Below are 10575 nucleotides of genomic sequence, written 5' to 3'. Positions count from 1 at the left end.
CCGCGGCGCCGACGTGGTGCTCAACGGGCGCGACGAGGCGGCGCTGCGGCACCGGGTCGCCGAGCTCGCCGCACGGTCCGACGGCCGGATCTCCGGGGTCGCCGGGTCGGCACACGAGCCCACGGTGGCGGAGTCGCTGCTCGAGGAGGCGATCCGCGGGGGGTCGACGGTCTCCGGCCTGATCACGTGCGCAGGGGTTCCCGAGCCCGCGGGGTCCTCGATCCTCACCGTGAGTCACGCAGAGTTCGGTGCGCTCATGGACGCCCACCTCGGGACGACCTTCGCGGCGTGTCGCGTGTTCGCACCGCACTTCGTCTCCACCGGCTCGGGCGCGATCGTCACCACGTCGTCGTTCGCCTGGAAAGGCGACTACGGAGGTACGGGCTACCCGGCCGGCAAGGGCGCGGTCACCTCGCTGACCATGGCGATCGCGGCCGAGCTCGCCGAGCACGGGGTGCGGGCGAACGTGGTGTGCCCGGGCGCCCGGACCAGGCTGTCGAGCGGGGAGGACTACGAGGACCAGATCCGCGAGCTGGGCCGCAGGGGGATGCTCGACGAGCTCAGTGTGGCCGGTGCACTGGACCCGGCCGGGCCGGAGTACGTCGCGCCGCTCTACACCTATCTCGTCTCCGATCTGGCTGCCGGGATCACCGGCGGGGTGTTCGCCGGGTCGGGCGGGTTCATCGGGAGATTCCCCACCCCGGAGGCGCAGATCCTGGCCTACCGAGATTTCCACGACAGTCCGCCGTGGACCCCTGAGGAGATAGACGGACTGGTCCGGGCCTGAGCGTCACCGGGAGTCGCTCGAGACGCGCGGGGTCATCCCACCGCGCCGAGAGGTCACACCCGCTCACGTTTTCCCAGGTCAGGTAGCGGGTTCTCCTGCAGTCGTGACCACTCGTCGAGGTGCCAGCACGGGCCACGGCCCGGCCTGCGCCGACACGGCCCGGCCTGCACGGGCCGCAGCCGCGCCCCCACGGGCCGGGAACCCACCGTCAGCGCAGCGACTCCTCCCGGAACTCGCCGGGGAAGTCCACCGACGGGCCGTTCTCGCTCTCGCCGTTGCGCAGCTCGACGCGGCGGATCTTGCCGGAGATGGTCTTGGGCAGGTCGGTGAACTGGAGACGGCGCACCCGCTTGTAGCCGGCCAGGTGGGAGCGGGAGTAGTCGAAGATCTGGCGGGCGGTCTCCTCGGTCGGCTCCCAGCCGCCGGCCAGGACGACGAACGCCTTGGGGACGCTCAGTCGCACGGGATCCGGGGACAGGACGACCGCCGCCTCGGCCACCGCCGGGTGCTCCAACAGGACGGACTCCAGCTCGAACGGCGAGATCCGGTAGTCGGAGGACTTGAACACGTCGTCCGTCCGGCCCACGTAGGTGATGTAGCCCTCGGAGTCCCGCGAGCCGACGTCACCGGTGTGGTAGAAACCGTCCGCGTACGCGGCGTCGGTCCGGTCCTTGTCTCCGTGATATCCGACCATCAGGCCGAGCGGGCGGGGGTCCAGGCGCAGGCAGATCTCGCCCTCGGCGCCCTCTCCCGGGACCTCCTGTCCGGTGGCGGGGTCGACCAGGACGACGTCGAATCCGGGGCACGGGCGGCCCATGGACCCGTCCTTGATGGGCTGGCCCGGGGTGTTGGCGATCTGCACGGTGGTCTCGGTCTGGCCGAAGCCGTCGCGGATGGTCACCCCCCACGCGTCGCGGACGCGCCCGATCACCTCCGGGTTCAAGGGCTCGCCGGCACCCACCGCCAGCCGGGGCGGCACCTGCAGCTGCGTCAGGTCGGCCTGGATGAGCATCCGCCACACGGTGGGCGGGCAGCACAGGCTGGACACCCCGCAGCGGTCCATCTCGCGCATCATCGCCGTGGCGTCGAAGCGGGAGTAGTTGTAGATGAACACGCACGACCCGGCGATCCACGGCGTGAACACGTTGGACCACGCGTGCTTGGCCCATCCGGGCGAGGACACGTTGAGGTGGACGTCGCCCGGCTGGAGACCGATCCAGTACATGGTCGACAGGTGGCCCGCCGGGTACGAGGCGTGGGTGTGCTCGACGAGCTTGGGCTTGCTGGTGGTCCCGGAGGTGAAGTAGAGCAGCAGCGTGTCGTCGGCGTGGGTGGTGTGGGTGGGCTCGAAGTCGGGGGAGGCGTCCATCGCACCGGCGAGGTCGGTCCAGCCGTCGGGGGCGCCGCCCACCGCGAAACGCTGATAGTCGCCGGAGATGGCGGCGAAGCGCTCGGCCAGCTCGGAGCGGGCGATCACGTGCTTGATGCCGCCGCGGGCGATGCGGTCGCGCAGGTCGCCCTCGGCGAGCAGGGTGGTGGCGGGGATGACCACGGCGCCGAGCTTGATCACCGCGAGCATGACGTCCCACAGCTCCACCTGGTTGGCCAGCATGAGCAGGATCCGGTCGCCGGGCCCGACCCCGGCCTCGCGCAGCCAGTTGGCGGTGCGGTCCGAGCGGATCCGCATCTCGTCGAAGGAGTACTTCGCCTCGGTCGGTGCGCCGCCGCCGTCGTGCTCCTCGACGATCCACAACGCGGGATCGGTGTTCCCCTCGGCCTCGACGTCGAACCAGTTGAGTGCCCAGTTCCACTCGTCGAGCTCCGGCCACGCGAAGCCGGCCCGGGCGGCCTCGTAGTCCTCCGCGTTGGCCTGCAGGAAGTCGCGGGCGGCGCGGAATCGGGTGGTGGCGTCGGTGGCGAGCGGGGCCATGAAGTCTCCTGACAGCGGGCACGGGTGAAAACGGGCACGGGAAGTGAGTCAGCTCACAATATGGGCGGCCGGGCGGCCGGCGGTACACCCGAAAGGGGAGGGTCGGGGGCGGCCGCGGGGCCGGGCCCTGGATTACTAGGAGATGCAAGTATAGAGTGATGGTCATCACGGGAGCAGTGGCGCGCGGACATCTCCGGACCGCGGCCTCACGACGAAGGGATGTCCATGTCGGATCTCAGGCAGATCGAGCACTACATCAACGGCACCAGGGTCGCCGCCACGGGCGGCCGCACCCACGAGGTGTTGAACCCCAGCACGGGCAAGGCGCAGGCCGTGGTCCCGCTGGCGTCGACGGCGGAGGTCGACGACGTGATCGCCAAGGCCGCCGAGGCGCAGAAGGCGTGGGCGGCCCAGAACCCGCAGAAGCGCGCCCGCGTGCTCATGCGGTTCGTCGACCTGATCAACCAGAACATGGACGAGCTCGCGGAACTGCTGGCGATCGAGCACGGCAAGACCACCCCGGACGCGAAGGGCGACATCCAGCGAGGCCTCGAGGTGATCGAGTTCGCGATCGGCATCCCGCACCTGCTCAAGGGCGAGTTCACCGAGAACGCCGGCACGGGCGTCGACGTCTACTCCATGCGCCAGCCGCTCGGCGTGGTCGCGGGGATCACCCCGTTCAACTTCCCGGCCATGATCCCCCTGTGGAAGGCGGGCCCGGCCATCGCGTGCGGCAACGCCTTCGTGCTCAAGCCCTCCGAGCGCGACCCCTCCGTCCCGGTGCGCCTGGCCGAGCTGTTCACCGAGGCCGGTCTGCCCGACGGCATCTTCCAGGTCGTCCACGGTGACAAGGAGGCGGTCGACGCGATCCTCAACAGCGAGACCATCCAGGCCGTGGGCTTCGTCGGCTCCACGCCCATCGCGCAGTACATCTACGAGAACGCGGCCCGCACCGGCAAGCGTGCGCAGTGCTTCGGCGGCGCCAAGAACCACATGATCATCATGCCGGACGCGGATCTCGAGCAGGCCGCCGATGCCCTGGTCGGCGCCGGTTTCGGCTCCGCCGGTGAGCGCTGCATGGCCATCTCGGTGGCCGTCCCCGTGGGCGAGGGCACCGCCGAGGCCCTGCTCGAGAAGCTGGTGCCCAAGGTCAAGGAGCTGCGGGTGGGCCACAGCCACGACCCGAAGTCCGACTACGGCCCGCTGGTCACCCCCGAGTCCAAGGCCCGGGTGCTGGACTACATCGACCAGGGCGAGAAGGCCGGTGCGGAGATCCTCATCGACGGCCGCAGCGTGGGTGCCTACACGGACGAGTTCAACGGCGAGGACATCTCCGGGGGCTACTACGTCGGGCCCACGCTCATGGACAAGGTCACCCCGGACATGAGCGTCTACACCGACGAGATCTTCGGCCCCGTCCTCGTGGTGGTCCACGCCAAGGACTACGAGGAGGCCCTGCGCCTGCCCAACGAGCACGAGTACGGCAACGGCGTGGCCATCTTCACCCGCGACGGCGACGCCGCCCGCGAGTTCGTGTCCAACGTCCAGGTGGGCATGGTCGGCGTCAACGTGCCGATCCCCGTGCCGATCGCGTACCACACCTTCGGAGGCTGGAAGAAGTCCGGATTCGGCGACCTCAACCAGCACGGCCCGGAGTCGATCAAGTTCTACTCCAAGGTCAAGACGGTCACCCAGCGCTGGCCCTCCGGCATCAAGGACGGTGCCGAGTTCGTCATCCCCACGATGGACTGACCGCGAACCGGATCCGCCGCGCAGCTCACCCGCCGCGCAGTTCACCTGCCGCACACCGTACGAACCGGGCACCGTATGAGAGGAACACCCATGTTCACCCTTGATGACGACGACAAGGTCATCGTCGACACCGCCCGCGACTTCTCGGTCAAGCGGATCGCGCCCAAAGCGCAGGAGTGGGACGCGACGCACCACTTCCCCAAGGACGTCCTCCGCGAGGCCGCCGAGATGGGGATGGGCGCCATCTACGTCTCGGAGGACGTCGGGGGCAGCGGGATGCGGCGGCTGGACGGTGTCCGCATCTTCGAGCAGCTCGCCCGGGGATGCCCGTCGGTGGCCGCGTACCTGTCCATCCACAACATGTGCGTGTGGATGGTCGACGAGTTCGGCACCGAGGAGCAGCGCCACGAGTGGATCCCGCGGCTGGCGTCGCTGGAGCTGTTCGCGAGCTACTGCCTGACGGAGCCGGGCGCCGGGTCGGACGCGGCGGCGCTGCGGACGAAGGCGGTGAAGGAGGGCGAGGGCGAGACCGCGGAGTACGTCCTCACCGGCACCAAGCAGTTCATCTCCGGTGGCGGGCAGTCGGACGTCTACGTGGTGATGGCCCGCACCGGGGAGGCCGGCCCCAAGGGGATCTCGGCCTTCCTGGTCCCGGCGGACTCCGAGGGCCTGAGCTTCGGTCCGGACGAGCAGAAGATGGGCTGGAACGCCCAGCCCACCGCGCAGGTGATCATGGAGGGTGTGCGGGTCCCGGCGGCGAACCTCATCGGTGGCGCGGACACCGGCGGCGAGGGCCTCGGGTTCACCATCGCGATGCGGGGGCTCAACGGCGGGCGCATCAACATCGCCGCCTGCTCCCTGGGCGGCGCCCAGGACGCGTACACGCGGGCCGTCGCCCACGTGCGGGACCGTGAGGCGTTCGGCGGCGCGTTGATCGACGAGCCGACGATCCGCTTCACCCTCGCGGAGATGGCGACCGAGTTGGAGGCGAGCCGGCTCATGCTGTGGCGCGCCGCCGCGGCCCTGGACGCCAAGGAGCCGGATCACGTGGAGCAGTGCGCCATGGCGAAGCTCTTCGTCACCGACCGCTGCTTCGACATCGCGGACCGGGCGTTGCAGCTCTTCGGCGGGTACGGGTACCTGGCCGAGTACGGAATAGAGAAGATCGTGCGAGATCTCCGGGTGCACCGCATCCTGGAGGGGACGAACGAGATCATGCGCGTCGTCGTCGGCCGGGCCGTCGCCGCGCGCGGACTGGGAGCGTAGGACATGGACAACCGATCGCAGACTGTGGCGTTTCTCGGGCTGGGCAACATGGGTGGACCCATGGCCGCCAACCTGGTCGGCGCCGGACTCGACGTCAGAGGATTCGACCCGGTCGCCGCGGCGCAGGACGCGGCCCGGACCGCCGGGATCACCGTGTGCGACTCGCCCGCCGAGGCGGTCCGGGGAGCCGGCGTCGTGATCACGATGCTGCCCAACGGTGCGCTGGTGACCTCGACCTACGACGACGTCCTGGGCGAGGCGGGGGAGGGGACCCTGTTCATCGACTCCTCCACCATCTCGGTCGACGACGCCCGTGCGGTCCACGCCAAGGCCGTGGACGCCGGGATGCTCCAGGTCGACGCGCCCGTCTCCGGCGGCGTCAAGGGCGCGACCGCCGGCACCCTGGCGTTCATGGTCGGCGGGGAGGACGAGGCCTTCGCGGCCGCGCAGCCCGTGCTCGAGCCGATGGCGGGCAAGGTCATCCACTGCGGCGGAGCCGGGGCCGGCCAGGCCGCCAAGGTCTGCAACAACATGGTGCTGGCCGTGCAGCAGATCGCGATCGCCGAGGCGTTCGTGCTCGCCGAGGGGCTGGGTCTCGATCACCAGGCCCTGTTCGACGTGGTCACCGGGGCCACCGGCAACAGCTGGGCGCTGCACACCAACTGCCCGGTCCCCGGTCCGGTCCCCACCTCTCCCGCCAACAACGACTTCACGCCCGGCTTCGCCACCGCTCTCATGAACAAGGATCTCGGGCTGGCGCTCGCGGCCCTGGAGAGCACTGGTACGGTCGCTCCGCTCGGCGCGGCAGCGGCTGCCCTGTACGACGAGTTCGCGCAGGACAACGGTGGCAAGGACTTCAGCGCCATCATCACCAGCATCCGCGATTCCTCGCGGAGCTGAACACCTCCACTCTCGGGAGAACACCATGTCCACCCTCCGACCCAAGGATTCAGACGCTGTACTAGGGGCCCTGCGCCGGGCCCGCCGTGATTCCGGTGTGCCCGTCGTCTTCGCCGGCGACGTCACCGGTGAGACCGCCAGACTGAACCGCTTCATCGGGGTCCGCACCGACTCCATGCAGGGGCTGGCCGTGGCCAGGGGCCGTGGGCTCGGTGGTCACGTGATGGCCTCCGGACGACCGGCGACGGTGCGCGACTACGAGGAGTGCTCGAGGATCACCCGCGACTACGCCGACGCGGTGGACCGCGAGGGCTTGCGGGCGATCATCTCCGTCCCCGTGATCGTCTCGGGCGTGGCGCGGACGATCCTCTACGGATCGGCCCGCGTCGCCACCCAGCTCGGCGACCAGGTCACCCGGACGTTCACCACCGTCGCCGCGGACCTGGCCTCGGAGTTCAAGGTCCACGACGAGGTCGATCGACGACTGCGGATGGCCGACCACGCCGCGGCCGAGCAGAACTTCGGGCTGGAATCCTCCGACAGGGAACGTCTTCGTGTCCTCCACGGCGAGTTGCGAGCCATCGCCGCCGAGCTCGGCGATCCGGATCTCCGCGAGAGGCTCCTGGCCGCGGGTTCCGCGCTGGCGGGGGTGGGCCGGACTCCGGACGTGGGCCGGGACCCGGGCCCGGCGCCGACGGTCCTGTCCCCCCGGGAGATCGATGTCCTCGCACAGGTCGCTCTCGGATGCTCCAACGCCGAGGTCGGCGCCCGACTGTCCCTGTCACCGGAGACGATCAAGGCGTACCTGCGCAACATCGGTACCAAGCTGGGCACACGGTCACGGATGGAGTCCGTGGCCCGCGCCCGGCTCCTCGGCGTCCTGCCCTGATCAGTCCTGCCCTGATCGGTCCGGCCCTGATCGGTCCGGCCCTGATCAGTCCTGCCGATCCGTCGTGCTCGGATCCGTCCCGGCCGACCCTCAGAGCCCTGAGGGTCGGCCACAGCGGACTTTGACCCCGGTCGCCGGGCGCGTGAGCATCGTGGTCCACGGCAACGTCAGTTCGTCGGGATCGTCGCTGATCCGTACCTCCGGCCTGCACAGCGCCGCGACGGCCGCGGACAAGGCGGTCACCGCGATCCTCTCTCCGGGGCACCGGTGGCCGGTGCGGCCCCCGGCGCCGCCGTGCGGGATGAACGCCTCGCGACGGCGTGTCGGAGATGCGTCCGACCGTGTCGAGGAGTCTGCTCGTCCGATCGGCGCGCCTGATCGCCTCCCCCGGACAGACCGGGAGCCCGGCCCCTCGGAACGGCTGTGGTCGTGCAGGCGGTGTGAGCGCGGGAATTCGGCTCGCCGACGCCTGTGGTCCGCCGACGCATGAGGCCAGGCCCTCACCGGCGTCCGGCGCCCGGTGGTCGGGATCGGTGCCTTCCTGTGGCTCGGGCGCGCTGTTCGCCCGGCACCGTAGGGGTGCTCGACGGGCAGGGAATCAGGTCGAATCTGTCCGGTGAGCTGTGGGCCGGGTCACGTCCACATACTTTCGGGTGTATCGGGTGTGGTGGTCATCACATACTGTTCGGCTCAATCGACGCCTATGCGTCGGCGATCACCCGCCTCGCCGGAGGTCAGATACCCGGCGAACCTGACACGACTGGAGTTGTCTTGACGCAGTCCGGAAACACCCCGCCGGGGGACGCGGCACCGCTGTCCCCGAATCTTCCGCCGGTCAAGCAGAAGACCTCGCTGAAGAAGGTCGCCGCCGCGTCCTCGATCGGTACCACGATCGAGTGGTACGACTTCTTCATCTACGGCACCGCCGCCGCGCTGGTCTTCCCGGCCCTGTTCTTCCCCGACCAGAACCCCGCGACGGCGACGCTGTCCTCGTTCGCGACCTTCGCCGTGGCCTTCTTCGCCCGGCCCGTCGGTGCGGCGATCTTCGGCCACTTCGGTGACCGGATCGGTCGCAAGAACACGCTCGTCTGGACCCTCATCATCATGGGCGTGGCGACCGTCTTCATCGGTCTGCTGCCCGGGTACAACACGGGGGCGTTCGGCGTCTTCGAGGGCGGCATCGGCATCTGGGCACCGACCCTGCTGGTGGTGTGCCGCTTCTTCCAGGGCTTCGCGGTCGGCGGCGAATGGGCCGGAGCCACGCTGCTCACGGCCGAGTACGCCCCCGAGGGCAAGCGCGGCATGATGGCCATGTGGCCGCAGCTGGGCGTGGCCTTCGCGTTCTTCCTCTCCTCGGGGACGTTCCTCGTCTTCTCGCTCGTCGCCGGTGGCGGTGCAGACCTCGACAGCCCCTTCATGCAGTACGGCTGGCGTATCCCGTTCCTGCTCTCCGCCGTCCTCGTGCTGGTCGGCCTGTGGATCCGTCTCACGGTCGAGGAGACCCCGGTCTTCCGTCAGACCCAGGCGAGGGAGGCCAAGGAAGCCGCCGAGACCGCGGCTGCCGACAAGGCCGCGAACAGGGTCACGGCCCCCAGGACGCTGCCGTTCGCCGATGCGCTGCGGTACCAGTGGAAAGAGATCCTCATCGCGGGTGGTGCGCTCACCTCGCTGTTCTCGCTCTTCTACATGGGCACCTCGTTCCTCACGAACTACGCCACCGCCACCCTCGGGCACTCCCGCCCGTTCGTCCTGGGCATGGGCATGATCGCCGCGCTGATCTTCGGTGCCGCCATCGCGCTGTCGGCGATGTACTCGGACAAGATCGGCCGGAGGAAGGTCATCGGCACCTCGGTCGGACTGGCCATCCCGTGGACGCTGTTCGTCTTCCCGATCCTCGACACCGGGTCGACCTTCGCCTTCGGTCTGGTGCTGTTCGTCACGCTGATCATCTTCGGTATCGCCTACGGACCGGCCGGTGCACTGCTGCCCGAGCTGTTCCAGGCCCGCTACCGCTACACCGGCGCCGGGCTCGGCTACAACCTCGCCGGCATCCTCGGTGGCGCGCTGCCGCCGCTGGCCGCGGCCGCGATGATCGGGGCCGGCAACACCTTCGGTGTCGGTCTGATGCTCTCGGCGCTGTCCGTCATGTCGATGGTCTGCATCTTCCTCATGACCGAGTCGAGCAAGAACGTCATCCACGCCGATGCCGAGCCGGACGACTCCCGCCTCATCGCCACCGAGATGCCGTGACCCTGGTCTGACGACCCCCATCGAGGACCCACGACACGGATCCTCCCAAGAACAGCCGCGCCCGGCCCCACCCGAGAGGGGGCCGGGCGCGGTGCTGTCCGCGGCCGGGCGTGGTGCAGGTCGCGGGGCGGGGCGTGGTGCAGGTCGCGGGGCGGGGCGTGGTGCAGGTCGCGGTGCTGAACCGTGAGGGCGTCGGGCCCCCGGTCGTCAGAAGTCGCCGGCGGTCTGCCGGAGCGACGAGATGGCCTCGATCAGCGCCGACTGCTCGGACGGGTCCATCCCGGGATCGGAGAACACGCCGGCGTTGAGCGCGGCGGTGGCCTCGGAGACCACGCGCCTGCCCTCGGCGGTGATCTCGACGAGGGTCGTCCGGCCGTCGGTCGGGTGTGGGCGTCGCTCGACCAGCCCGGCGTCCAGCAGACGCTTCATGGCGCTGGTGACGCTGGTGACGTGCACCTGCAGTCGCTCGGATGCCTTGGTGATGGGCAGCGAGCCGGACCGGGAGAAGGCCAGCAACCGGAGGAGTTCGTACCGGGGGAACGACAGGTTCCACGGTCGCAGCGTCTCCTCCACCCGGGCCAGCAGGATCTGGTGCGCGCGCATGACCGACGTCACGACGGTCATGCCCTGGGCCGCATCGGTCCATCCCTCACGTTCCCAGTTGGCACGGGCCTGGTCGATGCGGTCGGGAATCGGGGCGGTCCTGGGGGGCACGGCTCACTCCTGGAGGACACGTCGGGCGTCTGATCAGGCGAGTCTATCGGTAGCGACCCCGCGACACGGGTACGACTGGCGGACTCG

At 69.8% G+C, this 10575-nt stretch carries 9 protein-coding genes; 6 read left to right on the top strand and 3 right to left on the bottom strand.

The genetic code is table 11. From position 1 onward, the window contains the following. The coding region (locus G6031_RS07215; protein ID WP_241734264.1) for an SDR family oxidoreductase at positions 1-787 on the top strand (787 nt) is incomplete at its 5' end. Positions 788-995: 208 nt separating this feature from the next. On the opposite strand, the gene G6031_RS07210 is transcribed toward G6031_RS07215, so the two are convergent. Beyond that, complete coding sequence (locus G6031_RS07210) at positions 996-2717, bottom strand: AMP-binding protein (protein WP_182652880.1); 1722 nt, start codon at positions 2715-2717, stop codon at positions 996-998. A 225-nt stretch (positions 2718-2942) separates the two neighbouring features. Here G6031_RS07210 and G6031_RS07205 point away from each other — a divergent pair, with 225 nt between their 5' ends. The 4 genes from G6031_RS07205 to G6031_RS07190 all read left to right on the top strand — a co-directional run bounded on the left by G6031_RS07205 (position 2943) and on the right by G6031_RS07190 (position 7524). Next, the gene (locus G6031_RS07205; protein ID WP_182610134.1) at positions 2943-4469 is read left to right on the top strand and encodes a CoA-acylating methylmalonate-semialdehyde dehydrogenase; all 1527 of its coding nucleotides are present in this window, start codon (positions 2943-2945) and stop codon (positions 4467-4469) included. 90 nt (positions 4470-4559) lie between these two features. Continuing rightward, the gene (locus G6031_RS07200) at positions 4560-5735 is read left to right on the top strand and encodes an acyl-CoA dehydrogenase family protein (protein WP_182610133.1); all 1176 of its coding nucleotides are present in this window, start codon (positions 4560-4562) and stop codon (positions 5733-5735) included. A 3-nt stretch (positions 5736-5738) separates the two neighbouring features. Next, a complete protein-coding gene (gene mmsB, locus G6031_RS07195) occupies positions 5739-6635 on the top strand; it encodes a 3-hydroxyisobutyrate dehydrogenase (protein WP_182652879.1) in 897 nt (298 codons plus the stop codon). Positions 6636-6660: 25 nt separating this feature from the next. Next, positions 6661-7524 (top strand): LuxR C-terminal-related transcriptional regulator, encoded by an 864-nt coding sequence (locus G6031_RS07190; protein WP_179525942.1) that lies wholly within the window; start codon positions 6661-6663, stop codon positions 7522-7524. Positions 7525-7614: 90 nt separating this feature from the next. On the opposite strand, the gene G6031_RS07185 is transcribed toward G6031_RS07190, so the two are convergent. Then, positions 7615-7767 carry a hypothetical protein gene (locus G6031_RS07185; RefSeq protein WP_347238458.1) on the bottom strand — a complete coding sequence of 51 codons (153 nt, stop codon included), beginning with the start codon at positions 7765-7767 and terminating at the stop codon, positions 7615-7617. 570 nt (positions 7768-8337) lie between these two features. Here G6031_RS07185 and G6031_RS07180 point away from each other — a divergent pair. Continuing rightward, on the top strand, positions 8338-9774 hold the full coding sequence (locus tag G6031_RS07180) for an MFS transporter (RefSeq protein ID WP_241730576.1): 1437 nt from the start codon (positions 8338-8340) through the stop codon (positions 9772-9774). 207 nt (positions 9775-9981) lie between these two features. Here G6031_RS07180 and G6031_RS07175 read toward each other — a convergent pair whose 3' ends face one another. Further along, entirely contained in the window at positions 9982-10488 is a 507-nt protein-coding gene (locus G6031_RS07175; RefSeq protein ID WP_179525940.1) for a MarR family transcriptional regulator, read from the bottom strand. Between the last annotated feature and the right edge of the window lie 87 nt (positions 10489-10575).

The organism is Dietzia sp. CQ4, from assembly GCF_014145125.1.
GTDB classification, from domain to species: Bacteria; Actinomycetota; Actinomycetes; order Mycobacteriales; family Mycobacteriaceae; genus Dietzia; species Dietzia natronolimnaea.
Note: the sequence above shows the minus strand (reverse complement) of the source record. Positions and strands in the feature narration are given on the sequence as shown.